The following is a 21013-nucleotide window of genomic DNA, read 5'->3' as shown; positions in this document are numbered from 1 at the left end:
CTCACTTTGTCCGTAATCGGTGGTCAGGCGGCAGCGGTGGCGCAGGCCGCCCGTTCGAACCGTTTCAGGAAGAACTGCACTTCCCATTCGGTGAGAATGGCGGGCGGTGTCAGCCGGAGAACGTGGTCGGAATTGAGCGAAAGATTGGCGATGACATTGTTTTTGACCAGGTTGATCAGCAGCTCGCCAGCGGAGCCGGGATCGGCGATATCGATCCCGATGAGCAGTCCCGCCCCGCGGACCGTGCACCCGCGCGAGCGCAGATATCGATCGACGATCGCGGAGATCTCGGGCAGCAGCCGTTCGCCGAGCACGCGAGCCTTGTCGACGAGCCCGTCCTCGCGGATGGCGCGCAGCGCACCGCAGACGGCCGCCATCGCGATCGGCGCACTGGAGAAGGTCGAAGTGTGCAGCAGCGGATCACGATCGAGCCGGGCGAACACCGCATCGGAGGCGATGGTGGCCGCCACCGGTAGCACGCCACCGCCGAGTCCCTTGCCGGACAACAGAATGTCGGGGCGGATGCCCTCCCGGTCGGCCCCCCACCAGGTGCCGAGCCGTCCGAGTCCGGTCTGGATCTCGTCGAGCACCAGCAGCGCATCGTGTTCGGCGCATACGGCGCGCACGGCGCGCAGGTAGTCGGGTGCCGGAACGATCACACCGGCCTCGGCCTGGATCGGCTCGACGATGACGCACGCCTGCCCCGGATGCCGGGCGAGCGCGCTCGCCAGCGCTTCGGTGTCGTTGTAGGGGATGTGCGTGACGTTGGGCAGCAGCGGCCGGAACGGATCCTGGAACACCGTGCGCGCGGTGAGTGACAGCGCGCCCATGGTCTTTCCGTGGTAGCCGCCGACCATCGAGTACAGGTGGCTGCGGCCGTTGAGCCGCGCCAGCTTGATGGCCGCCTCGGTCGCCTCGGCGCCGGATCCGGAGAAGTGGATGCGGGTCAGCCCGGCCGGTGTGACCGCGGTCAGCATCTCCGCCGCGCGGGCGGCGGCGGGCTCGAGGAACATGCGGGTGCCGATCGGGTGGGTGCGCAGCTGCTCGGCGACCTCCTCGATGACCACGGGATGCCGTGCGCCGGTAAGGAATACGCCGTACCCGCCGAAGTTGAGGTAGCGCTCACCGCCGTTGGTGGTTATCCATGCGCCCGAGGACTCGACCTCGAACTGCCCGCCGAGCATTTCGCCCAGCCGGGCGCGACCGGTGCTGAGATTGGTGCGGTAGATCTTGGTGAGGTGGGCGCGGGTGTCGGCGGCCTCGAGATTCGTCATTATCGGTGTCTCTCAAGCGATCCGCAGCACGTCGCCGGTCAGCCCCGCGGCGAGCGCGCCGTGCCCGGCCGTCCGCGTCGGCGGGTGGAAGCTGACGCAGTGACAGGCCGCTGCCAGGTAGGCGACATCCGGTGCCGAGATGAACGACATGCCGCCCAGGGCCTCGATCGACTTGGCCGCGGCCTCGAGGATCGCGTCCTGTGCGCCGTATCGCGCGATCATGGTGCGCAGCAGCGCCGAATTGTCGGTCTCCTTCGCCGACAGCATGCGGGCGATGTCGTCGAGCAGCAGTGCCGCGGTCTCCAGGCGCACATTGATGTCGGTGAGCCGTTCGGTGCTCACTCTGCCGTGTGCGCGCAGGTCGAACACGCGCCGCGCGAGCGCACTGGCCATACCGAGATAGCAAGAGGTGATGAGCATTTCGAACCAGATGAACCCGACGGTCTGCAGTTCGTCGAGTTCGCCCTGCGCACCGGTCTCGGCGGGGACGACCAGATTCTGATCGACGAACACGTCGGTGAGCCGGACCTCGTCGCTCTCGGCGCCGGTGAGCACGCTGCTGTGCCAGAACGGATGCACCGAGACGCCCGGTGCCGCCTTGGGCACCAGCAGCAGCGCGTTCTCGGTGCGCCCCGTATCGTCGGTGATCGAGACGCTGGCCGACAGCAGGTCCATCGAGGCCGACATGCTGCACGGACGCTTGGATCCGTTGACGATGATGCCATTGTCGGCCCGGGTCGCGGTCATCGTCGGGGTGAGGATGCCCTGTCCGGGATTGCCTTCGGCGAATCCCGAGGACACCAGCAGCTTCTGGTCCGCAATCCCTTCGAGTAGCGCCCATTCCAGGCCGCTGGACTTCAGGCTGTCGGCGAGCGTGAAGATGGTGGCGACCGAGAAGTGATGCATGGCGGTCGCGACGGCCAGCGAGGGCGCCTCGGCCCCGATGGCCCGCACCACCCGGACCGCATCGACGGGCGAAACACCCAGGCCGCCATACGTTGTCGGGATGACCAGTCCAGGTCCGCCGTACTTGCGGAACAGCTCCAGCCCGGGATTTCCGGGTTGCTCGATGTCGTGCAGCGATATGTGCTGCAGTTCGTCGATCAGGCCGGGGAGGTGGCGATCGCACACGGCCATGGCTTCGTCGAGCATGCGCATCGGATGTCCTCCTCTCACCGGTATCGCGGCGCGGTCGCGCCGCTCCGAATCGACACGCCCTGCAGGTGGGTCGTGCGCAGCACCGGATAGTTCGCTTCGCCGAAGACGCCGCCGGTCAGGCCGGTACCGCCGTGGGAGGGCAGCGGCGGCGAGAACGAAATGTGCGAGTCGTTGATTTTCAGCAATCCGCCGTTGACGATGCCGGTGAGAAAGCGCTCGACAACGGCATCGTCGGTGGCCCACACGGAGTTCCGCAGCCCGTACAGATTGGTGTTGACGAATTCCACTGTCTCGGTGAGGAGTTCGTCGTCATCGTCCGCATCGGGAACGATGATCGGCATGAGCGGGAAGAACGTTTCGTGCTCGACGGCGAGAATCTCGCGCGCCCGGCGCAATCCGTTGACGCGAATCACGGTCGGCTCCAGGAAGAATCCCGCGCCATCCGTGCTGCCGTCGAGCGACATGCCGGAGCCGCCGCTGACGAGTACGGCACCCTTCGACAGCGCGTCGTCGAGGCAGGTGCGGAACGCGTCGTGCCGTAGGACGGGGGAGAGCAGCACGCCTTCCTCGTCGGGATAGCCGGGCCGCAGCGCGCTTGCCCGGGCGCTCACCCGATCGATGAACGCGTCCGCGACGGCCGGGTGGACGACGGTCTGATTGGGGATCATGCACAACTGGCCGGATCCGAAGAAGCCCTCGGTGACCGCCTGCGCGGCATGGTCGAGATCGGCGTCGCGCCAGACGACCACCGCGTCGTTGCCGGCCAATTCGAGGATCGGCTTCTTGCCGAAGGTGACACAGCGGCGTTCGAAGGCCACGCCGGTGCGTGAGCTGCCGAAATACATGATGTCGTTGACCAGCGGGCTCTCCAGCCAGGCGTCGAACAACGGGCCCGGATGCCCGCACACGGCGTTGACAGTGCCTGCGGGAGCGCCGATTTCGTCGAGTACGGGCGCCAGCAGGTCGTGGATCGCGTACATGATGCCCAGCGGCACCGACCGGGGTGCGCGCACGATCATCGCGTTTCCCGATGCGATACTGAGCGCGGCGAACAGCGCGCTGACCATCGGCGCGTTGGCCGGAGGATTGACGCAGACCACGCCGTCGGGCTGTCGGCGAATGATCTGGCGCTGGCCCCCGGCGGTGGTCTCGCGCCAGAGTTGTTCGCGGTAGAACTGGCGCGCCTCGCGCGATGAGGCGGCCAGCATGCCCGAAATCTCCCAGCGCGCGAGTTCGAGCGGATGCCCTTCGAGTGTGAGCATGTGCTCGATGGTGGGGATGTTGTCGGTGATCGCCGAGTGCATGAGCTCCAGATAGCCGTCGACGCGGACCGACAGTGGCATGGTCCGCCATTCGGCCGCGGCCTCGGCGGCGCTGTACATCGCCATGCGAATGGTATTGGCGTCGGCGACGGCAACGCGCCCGACGACGGCATTCGTGGCCGCCTCCGACAACGTGGTGTCACCGCGGTCCAGCTTGCGTTTGAGAGCCAGGTTGGCGAACGAATCGTCGAGTACCGCACGGGCTCCCAGTACATGGACCCATTGGTCACTCGGTACGTCCTTGCCTCCTACGTAACTGCCGTAGGTGATGATTCCGTCTCCGTTGACGGAACTCGTTGCGGATCGGATGGTTCCAGCAGTCATTACAGCCCCCAGAATCCGGTGATCCGATCGGCTTTTCCGATCGGTCACCGGAACTCGACCGGTCTCATTTGCAAGATCAAGCTTCGGGACGCGATGTGAAATTCGGCTGAAACCAGCGGGATTCGCGACCGAAGGTTGTTTCAGGCGGCGGGACCAGCTCAGCGAATGTCCAGCTGTTACAAGCGCATTCGGTCGGGGAGGCCTCCGGGTTGGCGCGGATGGTCACGCGCTGTCACCGACTCTTGACAGTCGACATACTCTGAGTATTGTAACATTCGTGAAGTCGCCTACTGCGAGTATGCGAAGCCGGGGCTCGGGGTGTGGGCTCAGCACGGGCGCCACAAGGAACGAAGGACGTGACGCGGAATGATGACGAGACTGGCCCTGCTCGCGCGGCGCTATCCGCGCCGCATCGTCGGCGTGACACTGCTGCTGACGATCCTCGCGGGGGTGTACGGCGCGGCGGCGACATGGAAGCTCCCGGCAGGCGGTCAGGACGTCCCGAGCTCCGAATCCGTCAGGGCCGACCAGATTCTCGACGAGAAGTTCAATGCTGGCGGCGGCATGTCGGTCGTGCTCACTGTGACCTCGCCGAACGGTGTCGATGACACCGCGGCCGTGACGCGAGGCAAACAGGTCGAGGCCGCCCTGCGCGAGTCGCCCTATATCCGACAGGTGGTGTCGTATTGGTCGGCGCCGTCGCAGCTGAGTGGTCCGCTGGTGAGCAACGACCGCCGTACCGGGCTGGTGGCCGCACGCATTGTCGGCGACGACTCCACCGCGCCCATGCGCGCCCACGACCTGACGAAGCCTTTCGTCGGGACGCACGACGGTGTGACGGTGAACGCGGGTGGGCTGGCAATGGGTTACTACACCGGCACGGTGACCTCGCGCCAGGATCTGCTGGTCCTGGAGGCCATCGCCATTCCCGTGACGGTGCCGGTGCTGGTGTGGGTGTTCGGCAGTCTCATCGCGTCGTTGCTGCCATTGATGGTGGCGCTCTTCGCGGTTGCGGGCACCACGGCACTGCTGTGGAGCATCCACTCGGCCACGTACGTATCGATCTTCTCGCTCAATATCGCGACCGCGCTGGGCCTGGCCATGGCGGTCGATTACACGTTGTTCATCCTGAACCGGTATCGCGAGGAGATCGCTTTGGGCAGTGCGCCGGATCGCGCGCTGACCGTCACGATGAACACCGCCGGGCGCACCGTCTCGTACTCCGGCATGACGATGGCGCTGACCATGGCCGTACTGGTGCTGTTCCCCGCACCCCTGCTGAAATCACTGGGCTACGGCGGCGTTGCCGCCGTGGTGCTTTCGCAATTGGCCGCGCTGATCGTCGGGCCCGCGCTCATCGTGCTCCTGGGGGACCGGTTGAACGCCTTCGACGTGCGCAAGCCGGTGCTCGGACTGCTGGGCCGCGTGGTCGGGCGACCGCGCGCACCGGAAGAGCAGTTCTGGTACAAGGTCGCGAAATTCTCCATGCGCCGGGCGATTCCGGTGATCCTGGTGGTCGGTGCTGTGCTGCTCGCGCTCGGCACGCCGTTCCTGGGGGTCAGTCTCGGCTTCCCGGACGATCGAAATGCCGACACTTCCACGACGGTTCGGCGTGCGGGTGACATTCTGCGCGAGCAGTTCCCGCAGCAGAATCCCGTGGGCGAGATCTTGATCGTGATGCCCAGCGGGGTCGCCTCGCCCAAGGAGGTCAGCGCGTACGCGGCGGAACTGTCCAAGGTCGCGGATGTGACAACCGTGGCCGGGCCGAACGGGATGTACGTGGCTGGTCGGCCGGTCAGCGCGGCAACCTTCGATGCCGCGCTGAAGGGTGACGCCGCTTATCTGTCGGTGTCCACCGTCCGGGATCCCTTCGCGGACAGCGGCAAAGAGCAGTTGGCCGCGGTAAAACGGGTGCCGCCCCCGGCACCGGCGCTCTACACGGGACAGGCCCAGCACGACATCGATAACGTCGCGGGCGTCAAGGATCGGGTCCCGCTGATCACCGCGATTATCGCGCTGATCACGCTGGTGCTGATGTTCCTGATGACAGGCAGTGTGCTGCTGCCGATCAAGGCGCTGATCATGAACGTGCTGTCGATGACGGCGGCGTTCGGTGCGATCGTGTGGCTCTACCAGGACGGCCACCTGGGTGGCCTCGGCACGTCGAGCACTGCCCACCACACCATCGCGTTCATCCTGCCGTTGATGGCGTGCATCGTCTACGCGCTGTCGATGGACTACGAGGTGTTCGTGCTCTCGCGGGTGCGTGAGGAATGGCTGCGCTCCGATCGCACGGTGGCGGCCAATGTGCGTTCCGTCGCCCTCGGGATGGCCCACACCGGGCGGATCGTGACGGCCGCGGCCGTCATCATGGTCATTGTCTTCCTGGCCATCGCCACCGCCCAGATCGCGTTCATGCGTGCGCTGGGAACGGGATTGACCATCGCCGTCCTCGTCGACGCCTTCCTGGTCCGCGTGCTGCTGGTTCCGGCGTTCATGAAGCTGGCGGGCAGATTGAACTGGTGGGCGCCGGGCCCGGTCGCGCGCTGGCACGAACGCTGGGGGCTGACCGAGACCAGCACCTTCACCTCCAGCGAGCCCGCGGTTGCCGCCGCACAGGCGGCGCACGTCGAGGATGCACCGCTTGTTCACGATCGCTGACTCACGAGAACGGAAACGACAAATGAAGATTCGCCTCACCATCGTCGCCGCCACCGCAGTTGCAGCTCTGGGGTGTGCGTCCCTGCTGACCGCGTGCGGTTCCGACGACGGCGCCAAGACGACAGCACCCACGGTGATCCAGGCCGACGAGCCCGGCCACTGCCAGCCGAACGGGAAGTACCCGGCGTCGCCGACCGTGGATCTGCTCACCGGGTTGCTCCGCAAGGGACTCGACCCGAATGTTCCTTCGGCAGAGAAGGTTTCGCTCGTCCAGGGCAGCGCGGGCGATCCGGATCTGTTCACCCGGGTTGGCGTCGCACTCAACCAGGCGGGATTCAGCTCGCAGATCACCGCCGTCACCGACTACTGCAACGGGACCGCCAACGCGGACGCGACGCTCACGTTCTACGGGCAGACCAACCAATCCCAGGTGCCGCTGGTCGCCGAGGACGGGGTGTGGAAGCTCGACAAGGGATGGGCGTGCGGTCTGGCGAAGAGCCTGCAGCAGAGTTCGCCCATCTGCGAGTGAGCGCGCCGTCCGGTCTTCGCGGCGTGACCGCCCTGAACGGCCGACGCACTCGGGGGCGTCGTCTGTTCATGTGAACAGGGCTTTCGGCGAATCTTGTGATTACTTCACATGATGTCGGTATGTAACCGACTGCTAGGTTGACAAGACGGACTGTGCTCCGGCAGCCTGATGAGGGTTGCAGTACGAGCGAGTCGTCTCGCGGCACAATCTCTTTCACGTGCGTCAATCGCCGCGTCAATTTCTTGTTCTGCTACCGCGATAGTGGACGATCGCGTTGCGCATCATCGCTGGGTGGGGTGTTGCAATGCAAAGGATTTGATTGCTTTTCTGGGGGGTTGTCGGCGCATGCCCGAAATCGAGATCGCTGTGCTAGGGCCGTTGAAAACGATGTTCGCAGGCCACGAGGTCCGGCTCGCGGGAAGGAAGCTGCGCTGCATCGTCGCCGTTCTCGCCACGCGCGTGGGGGAAACGGTGCACCGCGACGAGCTCATCGAGGAATTGGGACTGGTCAGAACGACCAAGGACGCGAAGAATACGTTGCACGCCCATATGGCACGGGTGCGACGGTGGCTGGCGCACAACTCCGGGGGCGCGGATCTGCTCGAAACCTCGGCGGCGGGTTATCGCCTGGCACTACCCGAATCATCCATCGACGCACACCGATTCGCCGATCTGGTCGACCGGGCGCTGCCGCTGGCGGGAAGGACCCCTGCGGTGGTCGCGGCCGTTCTCGATGAGGCGCTGGGCCTGTGGCGCGGCGAGGCGCTGGTCGATGTCGCCGAGGGGCCGCTCCTGGTGACCGCGGCCGATAATCTCGGTCAGCTGCGCACAGCGGCGCGGCAGGCGTTGCTGCAAGCATGGCTGGCGCTCGAGCAGGAAGGCACGGTGATCTTCCACGCCCGACGGTTCCTGGCCGATGATCCGCTCAACGAAATACTGTGGGAGCACCTGATCGTCGCGTTGCAACGATCGGGACGATCGGCCGAAGCCATGGATTCCTACCATCAAGCCGTACAGGTTCTCCGCCGTGAGCTCGGTATCGGGCCCGGGGCGAGTCTGCGCGCCTCGGTCGAGCATTTGCGGAGGGAATCGATCGCGGACCGCCTTGGTAACCCATTACCCGGTGGTCCGCGATTCTCGACATGGAAATGAGTGCGGGCCGGGGTCAATCCGCGGCTTCCGTCGCACGCCGGGTGCGGTGATAGTCGGCGATCTGCCTGCTCAGCTTCTCCCCGGTGCGCTGGGCGGCGATCCCGAGGAACGGCTCCAGCGCTTTGGCCGTCATCCGGCCGGACACCCCGGGCAAGCGCAGCTCGATGAGCAGATCGACCCGGCAGCGGTTTTCGTCGAGATCGACGAACCGGTAGGTGAACGTGGTGTCGACGCCCTCGACTCCCCGGGAAGCGAGCAGCCGGTCCTCTTCCCACGCGGTGTATTCCATCTTCGCGGATAGGGACACCGGCCCGAACTTCATCGTTCCGTCGAACTGTGCTCCCAGCCCCCGGGTCCTGTCTCCGGTCGGCACCAGCGATTCGAGACCTTGCAGGAACTTCTCGAGATTGCGGTAGTCCGCGACGTACTCCCAGGCCACCGCGGCCGGTGCCGCGCACTCTTTCACGATATTGATCTCAACCATACGGCGGATGCTATCGACGACCCTCTGACATCCTGACCCGTTCTCCCGCAGGGGATTTCAGTGTCTTTTCACTGCTGCGGTGCAGGCTCGCAGACACGAGACGAAGGGGCAATCACGTGGTCAACAAGCGCAAACCAGCGGCGAGTGCAGCCGCCACCAAGAATTCCGCGAACGAAGGATCCGCCATCCTCGACACCTCGAGGCAATTCGATATCGCGATCATCGGCGGTGGGATCGGCGGCAGCGTGCTCGCCTGCATCCTCGCGCGCCACAACATTCGCACCCTGCTCGTCGAGGGCAGCGCCCATCCGCGATTCACGATCGGCGAATCGACGGTTCCCGAGACGACGTTCGGGCTGCGCAACCTCGCGCGCCGCTATGACGTGCCCGAGTTGGAGAACCTGTCGGCGCATGCGCTGACGCGGCGCAACATCTCCCCGTCGACCGGGATCAAGCGCAGCTTCAGCTTCGTCTACCACCGCGAGAACGAGCCGACACGTCCACGGGAGTGCAACCAATTCCTCACCCTGGCACCGCCTCTGGGTCCCGACTCGCACTACTTCCGCCAGGATATCGACGCGTATCTGTTCCATGTCGCGGTCTCCTACGGCGCTACTGCCTACACCCAGACGATGGTGGACAACCTGCATTTCGACGACGACGGTGTCGATGTCGTCACCCGCGACAAGGGCAGCTTCCGGGCCAAGTACGTCGTTGACGCAGGCGGCATGCGCGCGCTGCTGCCGCAGCTGCTGGAACTGCGGCAGGATCCGCCGTATCGCACCAGAACCCGCGCAATCTTCACCCACATGGTGAACGTGCCCCAGTACGACACGATCGGCCCGCCGCGCAAGGAACACAAGCTGCTGAGCCCGCTGAGCCAGAGCACGCTGCACCATATTTTCGAAGGCGGCTGGCTGTGGGTGATCCCGTTCAACAACCACGAGAGCAGCCCGAGCGAACTGTGCAGCATCGGCCTGAATCTCGACATCGACCGGTACCCCAAGCCTGAGGGCATGACGGCCGAAGAGGAGTTCTGGCACCACGTCAACCGATTCCCTTCCGTCGCCGAACAGTTGAAGGCGGCGGTTCCGGTGCAGCCGTTCGTCTCCGGCGAGCGCAGCCAGTTCTCCTCGCGCCGGGTCGTCGGCGACCGGTGGTGCCTGTTGCCGCACGCGAGCGATTTCATCGATCCGCTGTTCTCCGGCGGGCTGGTCACCACGGTCATGTCGCTGCACGCGCTCGGGCACCGGTTGATCGACGCGGTGCGTACCGACAACTTCGACACCGCCAACTTCCTCTATGTCGAGGAATGGACCAAACGGGCCTTTCGCTACTACGACGACCTGGTGTCGAGTAGCTACATCGCCTTCGACGACTTCGAGCTGTGGAACGCCTTCCATCGTGTCTGGACGATGGGAACGTGCTACGGCACCAACGCGATTCAGGAAGCCGCCATCGCGTGGGAGCGCACCAAGGATCCGGCCGTTTTCGCCCGTCTCGAGCGCGCGCCGTACCGGGGCGTGCAGGGCATCGATTTCGAGCCGTTCGAGGAGCTGCTCAACGGCGCGGTCGCCGTCATGCGCCGCTACCGGGCCGGTGAGATGTCGCGCGACCGCACCATCGCCACCATCTACCGGCTGCTGCGCGAGAGCGAGATCTGCCCGGGCAGCTGGAACATGCTGGACCCCAACGATCACACGCCCGCGAAGACCTTCACCCTGCTGCCGAACCTGCGCACCATTCTATGGGGCAAGTACCGCTCGCCCAGCCACGTGCGCGGTACCTACTTCACCGGCGGCGCCCTCATCGGTGTGCACGAAGCGTGGTTGCACGCCTCAGGGGAAGTTCGTCGCAGCGGCCGCGTCACCTGGGAAGCGATGCGCGACATGTTCATTTCCTGGAACGACGATTCCTTCCGGCGCCGCACGCCGCGCTCGGCGGGCAGCCGAGCGCCCCTGACACCCACCAAAACCCCGTCACCGTCCGAAGCGTCTCAGGAGGTTCGGCAGCTCCAGTCACAGCCGTGACCGGAATCGCCCACCGCGCGTCGGCATCCCGTCAGAGGAGAAGACAATGACAACGACGGAACACGAATTACCCATCGCAGAAGCTCCGGTCGATACGACGTTGTTCGCCGAGCTGCGCAGCCAGATCCGCCAGGCCGGGCTGCTGGACATGCGCCCGGGCTACTACGCGGCCAAGATCTCGCTCACGCTCGCGGCATGGGCGGCGGGCTGGGCGGCGTTCGTCTGGCTGGGCCGCTCGTGGTGGCAGCTGCCGCTGTGCGTGTTCATTTCGGAGTGCGCGGTCCAGCTCGCGTTCATCTTCCACGACGCGAGCCACAAGGAGATCACGCACTCCAAGCGGCTGACCCAGTTCATCGGCTACACCATCGGAAATCTGCTGCTCGGGGTGAGCTGGGGATGGTGGATCAACCATCACGGCAAGCATCACAGCAATCCCAACCATCTCGATCTGGATCCCGACATAACCCGCAAGATCGCCATCTTCGATCCGTCCCACGCTGATCAGCGGCAGGGCTGGAAGCTGTGGGTGGTCAAGCACCAGGCGCACATCTACTTCCCGCTGACCTCGCTGGACACCCTGCGGCTGCGGGTCGCCTCGATCGGTGCGATCAGGAACGGTGAAGTGCGGCGGCCGGTGCTCGAATCGGTGCTGTTCGTGATTCATGGCATCGTGTTCTTCGGTGCGATGTTCACCGTGCTGGATGTCGGCAAGGCCATCGCGTTCATCGTGCTGTACCACGCGCTGGTCGGACTGCATCTGGGAATGTCGTTCGCGCCCAACCACAAAGGCATGCCGACCACGCAGGGGGAACCGGCGGGCTGGCTGGAGCGCCAGGTGCTCACCAGTCGCAATGTGCGCCCGAACTGGGCGACCGACTTCCTGTACGGCGGACTCAACTACCAGATCGAACACCACCTGTTCCCGACCATGCCGCGCAGCAACTTCAAGCGCGCACGCCCGATCGTCCGCGGCTTCCTCATCAGCAAGAACTACGGATACACCGAAACCGGCGTCCTCGAATCGATGCGCGACATCGTCGATCACCTCGACTGGGCCAGCCGACCGGTCCGGGACGCCGCGGCCGGGTGAGGGGAGAGGAAACATGTCCCAGAGCGCATCTCTCGGTGAATCCCATCGGATCGCCTTGTCGAACGGCACGATTCTCTACCGCGACCGGGGCACCGGACCGGTCGTCCTCTTCCTGCACGGCACCATCGTCACCGGTGACCTGTGGCGCAATGTCGTCCCGAGCGTCAGCGCGGCAGGCTACCGGGCGATCACGCCCGATCTGCCGTTCGGCGCACACGAAATCGCGGTTCCGGGCGCCGATCTGAGTGCACCCGGCGCCGCGGGAATGGTCACCGAACTGCTTGAGCGCCTCGACCTGTCCGACGTCATCGTCGTGGGCAACCAGTTCGGCGGAGTGGTCGCACAACTGCTGATGGCCGATCATCCCGAACGCATCCGCGGCGCTGTGCTCGCCGCCCCGGACTGCTTCGAATACTTCCCGCCGCCGACCCTGGCCTACCTGCCACTCGCGGGCCGGATCCCCGGCTCGATGCGGTTGCTCGGCCTCGCGACGCGCTCCCGATTCGTCCGGCAGCTGCCCTGGGTGTTCGGCCGCACGGCGAAACGGCCGATTCCCCGCGACATCATGGACAACAACCTGCGCCCGTGCCGGGCGAGCGCCGCGATCCGCGACGATGGCCGACGCATGGTGCTGCGCGTGAACAAACGCGTCACACTCGCGGTGGCACAGCGACTTCCGAGCTTCGAGAAGCCGGTGCTGATCATCTGGGCGGCCGAGGACAAGATCTACCCCAGATCGCTGGCGCACCGTCTCCATGCCGTGCTGCCGAACGCGACCGTTCGGCTGATCGAGGATTCGTATACCTGGATTCCGGAGGATCAGCCGGATGCGCTGGCACGCATGATCATCGAATTCGCCGACCAGACCGTGCACGAGCCGCGGACCACGCCGCTCACGTGACTCAGGAGGAAACGAAAGTCATGGACAAGAACAGCCGACCGTGGTGGCGGCATCCGGATCTCGGCCAGCGACGAGAGATCGACCTACCCCAGGGCACGGTGAACTGCTACGACGCCGGTTCCGGTCAGCCGATCGTGTTCCTGCACGGACCTTTCACCAACGCCAACGAGTACTGCAAGGTCGTCCCGTTGCTGTCGGGGAAATTCCGTTGTCTGACTCTGGAATTGCCGCTGGGCGCCCATGAACACCCGATGCCGAAAGCCACCCTGACGCTGCCCGGCCTGGCGCACATCGTCGCCGACGCGATCGAAGCGCTCGGACTCCGCGATGTGATCCTGGTCGGCAACAGCGGCGGCACCGCGATCGCCCAGATCGTCGCCACGCAGCGCCCCGAGCGCCTCTCGCACCTCGTACTGGCGTCCGGTTCGTCCTACGACAACGCCCCACCCAAGAAGTACCGGTTCATGTTCTTCCTGGTGAGTCGGCTCGGTACGCGAATCATGTTCGGCTCGTTGCGGATTCCGCTGTTGCGTCGGCTTCCGTTCGCGTTCGGATGGATGATCAAGCACCCGGTCGACCGCGCCACCAGCGACACTTTCGTATGGCCGTCACTGGTCACCGCAGGCGTCGGTGCCGACGCGAGCCGCCTGTTCCGCGTGTCGAATCCGCGCTACGTCTACTCGCTCGAGGCCGCGAAACACTTCTCCGAATTCAAGAAGCCCGTGCTGGTCGCCTGGTCGGTCGAGGACAAGATCTTTCCGCCTGCCCACGCCGTCCGGTTGGTCCGCGACTTCCCCAATGCCCGGCTGGAGTGGATCGAAGACTCCTATGCCCTGTCGTCACTGGACCAGCCCGAAAAGCTCGCAGCCCTGATCGCGGACTTCATCGTCGAAGACGTCGCTCGAGCGAGCGCACGGTGACTGGGATCGTCCTGCTCGTCCTGCTGCCGGTCGCCACGGTGTCGAGCTTCGTCGGTGCGTACAGCACCGTGGCGGCGGTCTACTGGTGCGAAACGAGAACCGCTGCGGCAGACAGCATTCGGGTCTGCCGCAGGCCGGTTCGATGACGGCGAGCTTCAACCGTTGTACTTCACCCGGAACGGTCCGCCGACACTGTTGAACAGCAGATCCCCATTCGGGAAGAACTGGATCAGCGCGTAGGCGCCGTTGCCGAGATTGCTCTGCCCGAAGATGGTGCGGTGCACCGTCTTTCCGGATTTCCAGTCCAAACCGGTCACCTCCCAGCCGTCGGCCTTGGTGTAGCCGTTGACGAAAACCACGCCGGATTTGCTGCTCTCGGTGGGCACCATGCTCGTCGAGACCACATCGGCACGCGACCACACCGATGACCAGCTGTGGTTGGCCGGATCCCATTGGAACCGCTCGACACCCGACGGCGGCGCGAATACCGGGCCGCCCGCGAGCACATCGACGAGCCGGTCCGGCGCGCCTTGCGGCCGGGCGTTGTTGACCACGAATGCGCCGTAGCCGTCCACCACGACCGACTGCTCGCTCTGGATGAATTCGGGCTGCGGATTCAGACCGGCTGTCACCTGGATCTGGTCGGCGATCCGATTGGATTTGGCGCCCGGCTTGGGCTGGAATCCTTCGGGAATGCCGTCGCGCCAGAATGCGACCAGTTTCATCCGGTCGGCGCCGTCGGTGAGCACGACGAGCCGGTCGTCCTTGCCGTAGCCCATCAGCGTGGGTGTCGAGCCGGTGCCGATGCCGAACTTCACCCCGGGCGGCTGCCGCCCGAAATCGTAGGGTGATGCCCATGCGCCGTCGTCGGCGGCGGTCGAAAGTTTGGATCCGGTCCAGACGACCTTGCGCATGATCTTGTCGGAGGCGGCGTAGATCCCGCCCTTGTCGTCCACGGCCATCGCATTGGAGACCACCTCGTCGGCGCCGAAATGGACCTGCTGCGGTTCGCCCTGCAGGCTGCGGTCGATGATCGACAGCCCGCGGGTGCTGAGCACGGCCAATTTGCCGTCATAGGTCATATTCAGACCGACGATGGACTCGGGTTGACCGCCCAGACCGGGGCCGCTGCCGAGCCAGGGTTTGAAGTCGAGGGTGCGCAGCACCCGTACGCCCGCTTCTGGATTGTTCGCATTCGTCAAGCCGAACACGACGATCTGCGCGTTCTGCGTGACGTAGTAGACCCGATTGTCCTTGTCCACCAGGCTGTAGACGCCATTGACGATGCGCGTCCAATCGACGCCCCAGTCGTTGTGCACGGCGGCCTCCACCTGACCCGGGTCGGTGAAGTTCTGGTTGAGCACACGGTCCAAGGCTTGCGACGGTATCGGTGTCACGCCCGGTGCGTCCGCACGCGCGATCTCGTGGAACATGCCATTGCCGACCTGGACATAGACCACGCCCTGGGTGGAGGAGACCCACATGTGGTCCGGATCGGTGGCGGCGAGCGTCATGATGTTCACCGGTCCCGAGGTGATGCGCTGCTGCTGCTTCGGGTCGATATGGAATTCGCCCTGCGGCGTTTGGTACGGGAAGGTGTCGGACTGGCCCGGATCGATATGTGTCAGCCCGTAGGTCGCGGCGGCGAGGTAGGGATTGCGGGCGGGGCCTGCGGCGGTGCCCGACTGGTTCTCCTTCTTCGCCGAATTGCCGCCGCAGGCGGGGATGGCCAGAGCCACGGCCAGCGCGACGGCGACGACGAGTGCCTTGCGGCGCGGGCTCATCGCTTGCTCCTCTACGTTCGCTATCGGGGTGTCGATCGGGCGGAACGCATGCCGCTCGGAGCGGCGAACAACCAAACAAACCAGTGCTCTTTCGTGCTCGCGAACATAACACATCGCCTGGTCACGCGAGGTGATTGGTATTTTTATACCGATCGCCGCTATGCTCGGTATTAAAATACCGAGATGGAGGTTTGGGCATGGTGGAGTTGAAGTCGCCGGAAGAGATCGAACGCATGCGGGTGGCGGGGCGCTTCGTCGCCGAGATCCTGGCGGAACTGCGTACGCTGGCTCGGGTCGGAGTGAATCTGCTGGAGCTGGAACAGCATGTGCGGCAGCGGATTCAGGAGCGCGGCGCGGTGTCGTGCTACTTGGACTATGCGCCATCGTTCGGGCGCGGACCCTTCCGGAATACGATCTGCCTATCGGTGAATGATGCTGTTCTGCACGGACTTCCGTTCGACTACGCGCTGCGCGACGGGGATGTGCTCAGCATGGACCTGGCGCTGGGCATCGACGGGTGGGTCGCCGATTCGGCCACCAGCATGATCGTCGGCACCGCCGATGCGGAGGATCTGCGGCTGATCAAGGCCACCGAGGATGCGCTGGCGGCTGCCATCGCGGTGGCGTTGCCCGGCAACCGGATCGGCGATATTTCCGCTGCCATCGCGGCGGTAGCGCGGGCGAACGGGTACCCGGTGAATACCGAATTCGGTGGACACGGAATCGGGCGGACGATGCACGAGGATCCGCATGTGTCGAATGTGGGACGCGCTGGTCGCGGGTATCCGCTGCGACCCGGTTTGACCATTGCGATCGAGCCGTGGTTCGCGCGCACGACCGACCGGATCTACACGGATCCGGATGGTTGGACGATCCGCTCGGTGGATGGCTCGCGGACCGCGCACTCCGAACACACGGTCGCGATCACCGCTGACGGACCCCAGGTGCTGACCGCCGCCGCATAACGGGTCACCGCCGCTCAACTCAGCCGCCGTCGAGCGTGCGCACAACGGCGCTGTTCGAAGTGGTTGCGGACGTCCGTCGGTACGGTCGACGACCTCCAGCGATACTGAATTCCCCCGCATTCTGACGGAGCCGCCGTAATCGGCTCGGAGACTGCTGCGGCAGCCGCGGGAGTGCTTGTCCGCCCGCGCCTTGCGCCCAGTTGCTGGCGGTATGCTCGGGATGAACAGGTCGGAGGTGGATGTTGCGGGTAATTCTGGCCGAAGACGACGTCCTGCTTCGCGAAGGTGTCGCGAGCTTGCTCGCACGCAACGGATTCGACGTGGTTGGGCAGGCCGGAGACGCCGCGCAACTCATGGCGCTGGTTCGCGGCGAAGCACCGGACCTGGTGGTGGTCGACATCCGGATGCCACCGACGCACACCACCGAGGGGCTCGACGCGGCCCGGGTGATCCGGGGCGAACTACCGGAGACGGGCATCCTGGTCCTGTCGGCGCATGCCGATGTCGAGGACGCGATCGAGCTGCTGGCCGGTGGTCAGCGGATCGGCTATCTCCTCAAGAGCCGGATCACCGATGTGGAGGAGTTCGTCGACACCCTTCGTCGGATTGCCAAGGGCGCATCGGTCATCGACCCCGCTCTGGTGCAGGAGCTGGTGTCGGCCCGCCGACGCGACGACCCGCTGGCCGTGCTCAGCGTGCGGGAGCGGGAAGTGCTCGCGCTGATGGCAGAGGGGCGCTCCAACGGTGGCATCGCCCGTCGGCTGTGGGTCACCGAGGGCACGGTCGAGAAGCACGTGCGCAGCATCTTGACCAAACTGGATTTGCCCGAGACCGGGGACGACCACCGCAGGGTCCTCGCGGTGGTTACGTTTCTCGAGGCCCGCTGAGCGGCTCGCGGTGGTCTTCGGCAGCGAGCAGTTCACGGATCGCGCTCGACGACAGCGCGGACTTGGACAAGAAGCCCATCGCGTGGCTCGCAGCGACCATATCCGCGACATCCTGCTCGGCACGGGCCGAGGTCAGTATCACCGCTCCGCCATGGCGGAGCAGGCGCTCGGCGAGTTCGATGCCGTTCTCGGCGCCGAGCTCGATATCGACAAGCGTCACGTCGGGCCTCAGCTCCGCGACACCCCGCAGCGCCGCGGCGCTGGTCGATGCCACGCCGACCACGACGATCCCCTGGCGCTCGAGCAGTTCGCGTCCGGCGTCGAGAAAGCCGACGCTGTCATCGACGATGAAACAGCGCAAACGCTGAGCTGACGGCTCCATGACCTGAGTGTCCGGTAGCCCGCTACGGGCGCGCATCCCCGCTAACGGGAACTTCGCGCCATCGGCTATGCCCAGCGCGCACGGCCGCACGGTGATCATCGAGTCTGGTGGGCGGTGCGCTTCTCGGCGCTCAGCATCCACCGCTGCTTCTCGATGTCGTCGATGAGGGCGTGCAGCAGGTCCGCCGTCGACGGGTCCTCTGCGTCGACGGCGTCATGAACGGCGCGCATCGTGCCCGCGGTAGTGCACAGCCGGTCGCAGATCAACCCGACCACCCCGACGGTGTTCTGTTCGCCAGGAGGGAATGCCTTCAGCTGTGTCATCGCGGCAACGGTCTCGGGTCGTCCGTCGGGCATCGCGTCCAGTGCTCGCATTCGCTCGGCAATGATGTCACTGCCCTCGCGGGCGGTATCGACGACCTGCGCGACTTGCACCTGCAACTCGATGAAATCGACGACTTCATCGAGCGGAAGATGCAAGTCGCGGAAATTGTGGCCGACTACGTTCGAGTGCGCTTGCTTGCCCAGCAAATGCAATGCGACGAGATCGGCAAGGACCTGTTGCAGGTTCGCGCGCAGCCGTGGCGAAGCGCGGAACCCCGAGGCGGCGAATGCGGAGGTGGGGACGATCGACGTGGTGGACATGGTTGCTCCCATTTCGTGGCGGGCCCCGATCGACGGGGGCAATCGGTAGTGGAACGGCTGATAAACGCATGGCGGCTCATGGTGTTCGGCCGCCGTCGTGAGGCGCAGGTAGATGGCTTCGACTTGCCCCTTGTTCGCCCTCCGCTATCAGCTTCGCCATTCGACGCACTCGTGTCGCTACCGCTGACGCCCGTTCACCGCACCTGCTACCCGGAAAGATCCCCTGCCCGCTACCGCGGAACTGCTCTCGACCGGAGCGACCACCCGATTGTCCGATCGTGGCACGGAGGATACTGAATTCATGCCGCCGAGGTGGTCGCGGCTTCCTCATCGGAAGCGGATGCGCGGTTGGTTTCCGGGTGGCGCGTCCGATCGCGGCGGGAGGTCGCGACCGGCCTCGATATGGCCGGTGCTGCGGATGCCGCGCGATGGCTCGACCGAGGATGACCCATCGGTACGAACAGGTCTTCGGTCGGTGTTGCTGCGTCCGGCGACGCTGCCGCTGTCGCTGGGGATCGTGGTCGCCGCGGTCGTCATCGCGCTGGAGACGCTTGTGGTCGTCCTCCTGGAGGATCTGTCGCCCGGCGAGACGTTCGAGCCGGTTTATCTGCTCGGCATCCTGGTGGTCTCCATGGTGTGGGGATTGGGCCTGGCCGTAGCCACCTCACTGGTCAGCGCCATCGCCCTGGCCATTTTCGATGCCAGGTCCGGCGGCCAGGTCGCGCCGTTCGATTCCGAGAACGGCGTGCTCGTCGTCGTATTCCTGGTGGCGGCATTGTGCACGAACTTCATCGCGGGGCTGGCCCGAGTGCGGGCGTTCGAAGCCGATCAACGCCGCAGGGAAGCCGAAGAGGCCAGAACCGGGCTGCAGGAGAGCCGCGACCGGATCAGTGTGCTCGCCCAGCAGCAGGCCGCGCTGCGGCGAGTGGCCACTGGTGGCACGCGGCGCGCCCAGCTTCGAAGTCTTCTCGACGGTGGCCGAGCAGTTGGCCCGCGCGCTCGGCACTGCCAACGCGTCGTTGTGGCGCTGCGAGTCCGACAGCACCGCCGCCCTCGTCTCGGCTCATGACGACCCATTGCAGACCACGGCGATGCCGGTCGGTTCGCGCTGGTCGCTGGAGGGCGACAACATCGTCGGCGTGATTGTCACCAGCGGCCGCCCAGCCCGGATGGATGCCGACAACTCGCCCCGGTGGGCCGCCGCGCGCATCCGCGAGCTCGGCCTGCACAGCGCGGTGGGTGCGCCGATAGTTGTCGAGGGCAGTGTGTGGGGCGCCGCTGTCGTCGGCAATGCCGAACCTGGTCCGCTGCCACCGGATACCGAGGCGCGCGTCGCCGACTTCGCCGACCTCGTCGCGACGGCGATCGCCAACGCCGAGTCGCGTGCGGAACTGACCGCGTCGCGCGCCCGGATTGTGGCGGCCGCCGACGACGCACGGCGCCGCCTGGAACGTGATCTGCATGACGGAGCCCAGCAACGGCTGGTGTCGCTCGCGCTGGAATTGCGCTCTTTGCAGGACTCGGTGCCATCCGAACTCGATGCTCTCAGCGGGCAGATCGCTCGGGTCGCGTCCGGTTTGACCGCCGCGACGGAGAATCTCCAGGAACTCTCGCGCGGAATTCATCCGGCGATCCTGTCGAAAGGCGGACTCGTCCCGGCGTTGAAGACGCTGGCCCGCCGCTGCCCGGTGCCGGTGGACCTCGACATCGCCGTCGAGCGGCGATTGCCGGATTCGGTGGAGATCGGCGCCTACTATGCGGTGACCGAAGCGCTGACGAACGCCGCCAAGTACGCCCAAGCCTCCGAAATTTCGGTCCGGGCGGCGGTGAAAGGCGACAGTCTCTGCTTGTCGATTCGCGACAACGGCATCGGGGGCGCCGACTCCAGGAAAGGGTCGGGGCTGATCGGTCTGAAAGATCGCATCGAAGTGCTGGGCGGCCACGTACTCGTCACCAGCCCGACGGGGATCGGTACGTCGCTGTACATCACGATCCCAGTAGAAGAGGTGCACGACAGCACACGTCTCTTGTAACCGCCACCCTGTGCGGGTTCGGGGTTGTGTCGTCCTGCCGGGGACCGGATCCAGCGGGCTCGATCGGGCGGAGTTGCAGCTAGCAGGTATTCGCACAGTCACGGTGGTAGGGTCTTTCGACTGCGGCCAGCGTCGACGACAACGGGATGCGGCGAGACGACTCTGGACTTCGTTCCATCGGTCCTTTTGTGCATTCGAGGAGTCTCGACATGGTCATACACCGGGAAGCCGTCATAACCCGAGCCGCCGCCGAAGTTTCCACGCGCGCACCGGCCGGGGCGACCACCTCGGCTGGGCGCGAGCGCGTGGCTCGACCCGCGATCTGGTCGGGTGGGCAGGTTGGCGAATTGATTGCCGGACATGTCGACGCGCTGCACGTCACGCACTCGACCATCGCCAACCCGCAATCCGTCGAGTTCGCGGCCAGGATGACCCACCGAACCAGCAGGGGAGTGTGGCGGCTGAGTTGGCTG

Annotated in this window: 19 protein-coding genes; 12 read left to right on the top strand and 7 right to left on the bottom strand. The window is 65.5% G+C overall.

Features of this window, described 5'->3' with window-relative positions; translation table 11 throughout:
• Positions 1–23: 23 nt before the first annotated feature.
• The 3 genes from NP3_RS16570 to NP3_RS16560 are packed head-to-tail and all read right to left on the bottom strand — an operon-like array spanning position 24 to position 4078.
• Positions 24–1274 (bottom strand): aspartate aminotransferase family protein, encoded by a 1251-nt coding sequence (locus tag NP3_RS16570; RefSeq protein ID WP_063042300.1) that lies wholly within the window; start codon positions 1272–1274, stop codon positions 24–26.
• A gap of 12 nt (positions 1275–1286) precedes the next feature.
• Positions 1287–2432 (bottom strand): acyl-CoA dehydrogenase family protein, encoded by a 1146-nt coding sequence (locus NP3_RS16565; RefSeq protein ID WP_063824791.1) that lies wholly within the window; start codon positions 2430–2432, stop codon positions 1287–1289.
• A 14-nt stretch (positions 2433–2446) separates the two neighbouring features.
• The gene (locus tag NP3_RS16560) at positions 2447–4078 is read right to left on the bottom strand and encodes an aldehyde dehydrogenase family protein (RefSeq protein WP_063042298.1); all 1632 of its coding nucleotides are present in this window, start codon (positions 4076–4078) and stop codon (positions 2447–2449) included.
• A 366-nt stretch (positions 4079–4444) separates the two neighbouring features.
• Here NP3_RS16560 and NP3_RS16555 point away from each other — a divergent pair, with 366 nt between their 5' ends.
• The 3 genes from NP3_RS16555 to NP3_RS16545 all read left to right on the top strand — a co-directional run bounded on the left by NP3_RS16555 (position 4445) and on the right by NP3_RS16545 (position 8420).
• Positions 4445–6739, top strand: coding sequence for an MMPL family transporter (locus tag NP3_RS16555; protein WP_063042296.1), 2295 nt, complete (start codon positions 4445–4447; stop codon positions 6737–6739).
• 22 nt (positions 6740–6761) lie between these two features.
• Positions 6762–7268 (top strand): WKL family lipoprotein, encoded by a 507-nt coding sequence (locus NP3_RS16550; RefSeq protein ID WP_063042294.1) that lies wholly within the window; start codon positions 6762–6764, stop codon positions 7266–7268.
• A gap of 345 nt (positions 7269–7613) precedes the next feature.
• Positions 7614–8420, top strand: a complete 807-nt coding sequence (locus tag NP3_RS16545) for an AfsR/SARP family transcriptional regulator (RefSeq protein WP_063042292.1) — start codon at positions 7614–7616, stop codon at positions 8418–8420.
• Positions 8421–8433: 13 nt separating this feature from the next.
• On the opposite strand, the gene NP3_RS16540 is transcribed toward NP3_RS16545, so the two are convergent.
• The gene (locus tag NP3_RS16540; protein WP_063042290.1) at positions 8434–8904 is read right to left on the bottom strand and encodes an SRPBCC family protein; all 471 of its coding nucleotides are present in this window, start codon (positions 8902–8904) and stop codon (positions 8434–8436) included.
• A 185-nt stretch (positions 8905–9089) separates the two neighbouring features.
• Between NP3_RS16540 and NP3_RS16535 the strand changes: the two genes are divergently transcribed.
• From NP3_RS16535 to NP3_RS16520, 4 genes are read left to right on the top strand one after another with little or no spacing between them, the layout of a single operon-like run.
• Entirely contained in the window at positions 9090–10934 is a 1845-nt protein-coding gene (locus NP3_RS16535; RefSeq protein WP_157124356.1) for an NAD(P)/FAD-dependent oxidoreductase, read from the top strand.
• Between the two features lie 46 nt (positions 10935–10980).
• A complete protein-coding gene (locus tag NP3_RS16530) occupies positions 10981–12024 on the top strand; it encodes a fatty acid desaturase family protein (protein ID WP_063042288.1) in 1044 nt (347 codons plus the stop codon).
• Positions 12025–12037: 13 nt separating this feature from the next.
• On the top strand, positions 12038–12925 hold the full coding sequence (locus NP3_RS16525; protein WP_063042286.1) for an alpha/beta fold hydrolase: 888 nt from the start codon (positions 12038–12040) through the stop codon (positions 12923–12925).
• Between the two features lie 20 nt (positions 12926–12945).
• Positions 12946–13845 (top strand): alpha/beta fold hydrolase, encoded by a 900-nt coding sequence (locus tag NP3_RS16520; protein WP_063042284.1) that lies wholly within the window; start codon positions 12946–12948, stop codon positions 13843–13845.
• 155 nt (positions 13846–14000) lie between these two features.
• On the opposite strand, the gene NP3_RS16515 is transcribed toward NP3_RS16520, so the two are convergent.
• Positions 14001–15629, bottom strand: coding sequence for a hypothetical protein (locus NP3_RS16515; RefSeq protein WP_218024865.1), 1629 nt, complete (start codon positions 15627–15629; stop codon positions 14001–14003).
• Positions 15630–15826: 197 nt separating this feature from the next.
• Here NP3_RS16515 and map point away from each other — a divergent pair, with 197 nt between their 5' ends.
• Both map and NP3_RS16505 read left to right on the top strand, forming a co-directional pair.
• On the top strand, positions 15827–16594 hold the full coding sequence (gene map, locus NP3_RS16510; RefSeq protein WP_063042282.1) for a type I methionyl aminopeptidase: 768 nt from the start codon (positions 15827–15829) through the stop codon (positions 16592–16594).
• Between the two features lie 239 nt (positions 16595–16833).
• A complete protein-coding gene (locus NP3_RS16505) occupies positions 16834–17481 on the top strand; it encodes a response regulator (protein WP_063042280.1) in 648 nt (215 codons plus the stop codon).
• Here NP3_RS16505 and NP3_RS16500 read toward each other — a convergent pair.
• Together NP3_RS16500 and NP3_RS16495 are read right to left on the bottom strand one after the other, a co-directional pair.
• Entirely contained in the window at positions 17459–17863 is a 405-nt protein-coding gene (locus tag NP3_RS16500) for a response regulator (protein WP_063042278.1), read from the bottom strand. The genes NP3_RS16505 and NP3_RS16500 overlap by 23 nt on opposite strands.
• Positions 17864–17958: 95 nt before the next feature.
• Entirely contained in the window at positions 17959–18507 is a 549-nt protein-coding gene (locus tag NP3_RS16495; RefSeq protein WP_063042372.1) for a Dps family protein, read from the bottom strand.
• A gap of 475 nt (positions 18508–18982) precedes the next feature.
• Here NP3_RS16495 and NP3_RS50440 point away from each other — a divergent pair, with 475 nt between their 5' ends.
• From NP3_RS50440 to NP3_RS16485, 3 genes are all read left to right on the top strand, one after another.
• A complete protein-coding gene (locus NP3_RS50440; protein ID WP_245720968.1) occupies positions 18983–19576 on the top strand; it encodes a DUF4118 domain-containing protein in 594 nt (197 codons plus the stop codon).
• Positions 19482–20540: a GAF domain-containing sensor histidine kinase gene (locus tag NP3_RS16490; protein ID WP_245720967.1), complete on the top strand. Its 1059-nt coding sequence runs from the start codon at positions 19482–19484 to the stop codon at positions 20538–20540. The genes NP3_RS50440 and NP3_RS16490 overlap by 95 nt, the downstream gene beginning before the upstream one ends.
• 209 nt (positions 20541–20749) lie before the next feature.
• Positions 20750–21013, top strand: a 264-nt coding sequence (locus NP3_RS16485; RefSeq protein WP_157124353.1) for a hypothetical protein, incomplete at its 3' end; no start/stop codon positions are given.

The organism is Nocardia pseudovaccinii NBRC 100343 (assembly GCF_001613225.1).
Lineage (GTDB): Bacteria > Actinomycetota > Actinomycetes > Mycobacteriales > Mycobacteriaceae > Nocardia > Nocardia pseudovaccinii.
The sequence above is the reverse complement of the archived record's forward strand: the minus strand, read 5'-3'. Positions and strand labels throughout refer to the sequence as shown.

Excerpts from the sequence above, each read along its gene's own strand:
- NP3_RS16500 (WP_063042278.1), bottom strand. The coding sequence starts at position 17,863 with ATGGAGCCGTCAGCTCAGCGTTTGCGCTGTTTCATCGTCGATGACAGC.
- NP3_RS16545 (WP_063042292.1), top strand. The coding sequence starts at position 7,614 with ATGCCCGAAATCGAGATCGCTGTGCTAGGGCCGTTGAAAACGATGTTC.
- NP3_RS16515 (WP_218024865.1), bottom strand. The coding sequence starts at position 15,629 with ATGAGCCCGCGCCGCAAGGCACTCGTCGTCGCCGTCGCGCTGGCCGTG.
- NP3_RS16495 (WP_063042372.1), bottom strand. The coding sequence starts at position 18,507 with ATGTCCACCACGTCGATCGTCCCCACCTCCGCATTCGCCGCCTCGGGG.
- NP3_RS16550 (WP_063042294.1), top strand. The coding sequence starts at position 6,762 with ATGAAGATTCGCCTCACCATCGTCGCCGCCACCGCAGTTGCAGCTCTG.
- NP3_RS16530 (WP_063042288.1), top strand. The coding sequence starts at position 10,981 with ATGACAACGACGGAACACGAATTACCCATCGCAGAAGCTCCGGTCGAT.
- map (WP_063042282.1), top strand. The coding sequence starts at position 15,827 with ATGGTGGAGTTGAAGTCGCCGGAAGAGATCGAACGCATGCGGGTGGCG.
- NP3_RS16525 (WP_063042286.1), top strand. The coding sequence starts at position 12,038 with ATGTCCCAGAGCGCATCTCTCGGTGAATCCCATCGGATCGCCTTGTCG.
- NP3_RS16520 (WP_063042284.1), top strand. The coding sequence starts at position 12,946 with ATGGACAAGAACAGCCGACCGTGGTGGCGGCATCCGGATCTCGGCCAG.
- NP3_RS16540 (WP_063042290.1), bottom strand. The coding sequence starts at position 8,904 with ATGGTTGAGATCAATATCGTGAAAGAGTGCGCGGCACCGGCCGCGGTG.
- NP3_RS16560 (WP_063042298.1), bottom strand. The coding sequence starts at position 4,078 with ATGACTGCTGGAACCATCCGATCCGCAACGAGTTCCGTCAACGGAGAC.
- NP3_RS16555 (WP_063042296.1), top strand. The coding sequence starts at position 4,445 with ATGATGACGAGACTGGCCCTGCTCGCGCGGCGCTATCCGCGCCGCATC.
- NP3_RS16565 (WP_063824791.1), bottom strand. The coding sequence starts at position 2,432 with ATGCGCATGCTCGACGAAGCCATGGCCGTGTGCGATCGCCACCTCCCC.
- NP3_RS16570 (WP_063042300.1), bottom strand. The coding sequence starts at position 1,274 with ATGACGAATCTCGAGGCCGCCGACACCCGCGCCCACCTCACCAAGATC.
- NP3_RS16505 (WP_063042280.1), top strand. The coding sequence starts at position 16,834 with ATGTTGCGGGTAATTCTGGCCGAAGACGACGTCCTGCTTCGCGAAGGT.